Annotated in this window: 1 protein-coding gene; it reads right to left on the bottom strand. The window is 64.6% G+C overall.

The features are described 5' to 3' along the window. Window positions 1-1,325 (bottom strand): transposase (locus BN2503_RS19080; RefSeq protein WP_054258146.1); only part of this gene is annotated, 1,325 nt, incomplete at both ends.

Below are 1,325 nucleotides of genomic sequence, written 5' to 3'. Positions count from 1 at the left end.
CGCCTTGCGCACCATCATCCACCGGCGCGTCGCAGCCCTCCCACAGCGGTGGCCCGCGTGCCGGGGTGATGTGCGGGGGGGCAGACTCCACCCCGATGTGGTTCAGGATGTGGCGGATTTCGGCGCTGTGGGTGATGAAGGCAATGATGCGCATCTGCCCACCGCACATGGGGCACAGCAGCGGAAATGCCTCGTAGATGCGGGCAATCAGCACCGCCCACAAGTAATGCGCCGCTCGCTTCGGGCGTGCTTCAGGTTCGGGTGTGGGTGTGGCCGCGTTGCCCGGCGCCGCCACCCCAGGTACGCCCGCGCCAGGTTGTGCAGTCTCCACCGTGGCTGGTTGCGACGCAGCAGGCTGAGCCAGCGCCGTTACCGCCGCTCTCAGCGGCGAGTTTGGTGCCAGCACACCAAAGTAGCGGTGCCGGTGGGTGCGTGGCGGTGGCACCAGCGCGGCGATGCGGTCGATCAGCTCCAGCGGTGTGAGGTGCAGCTCATCAACCTTGGCACCGCGCTTGTCGCTGGTGGGTTCGCTGCGCTGCTTGCCGCAGCGGTACACCAGTTTGCTTCCCTCTTTGCGCAGCCTGTCCATCGCAAAGGGTGGGCGGGCGCAATAGCGCAAGAGCCGCTCAAGGCCTGGACGGTCGTGGGATTCAATGCACACCCCGGCATCCACCGAGAAGCCGCTGTGTTTGTAGCCCAGCATGTCTTTGGCGTCACAGTTCTCCAGCAGGCCCCGAGCAACGAAGGCGCGCAGGATGCGTTTTTGCAGTGTGGTCTGCACTGGGGCCACGGGTGTCGCATCGATGCCGGTGGCAGGGTGGAATACGACACCTGACGCAGAGACTTGCATTGCGGCATCAGCGCTGCCCTCGCCCACCAGTTCCTCAAACACCCCGTCCACCACACAGACGTGGAAGTGGACGTGTTCGTTCAGGCTGGAGCCGAACCTGTGGATGAAGGCCACTGCGCCGATGTGCAGGCTTTCCTTGTCTGCATTGGCCGCGCCAATGCAGTGCGCCTGCAGGCTTTGCGCAATCACCCGCAGAAAGATGCGCAGCACCATGCTCAGCACCGCTCCGTCGCGTTGCATGAAGTACCGCAACCTCTTGGGCACGGAGAGCACCCACTGGCGCACCGGCAGGCGGGGGAATACGTGATCGTTCAGGTGCGCTGCTGTCTCCACCATCCGCCGCGTGGTGCACGAGGGGCAGACTCCCCGGCCTTTGCAGGAGAAGGCTACAAAGTAGTCGTGCCCACAGTCGCCGCAGCGAGCGCGGGCAAAGCCATGGGCAAAGATGCCGCACTCAAGATACTTGGCAAACGCT

The sequence above is a fragment of the Paenacidovorax caeni genome (assembly GCF_001298675.1).
GTDB lineage: Bacteria > Pseudomonadota > Gammaproteobacteria > Burkholderiales > Burkholderiaceae_C > Paenacidovorax > Paenacidovorax caeni.
Note: the sequence above shows the minus strand (reverse complement) of the source record. Positions and strands in the feature narration are given on the sequence as shown.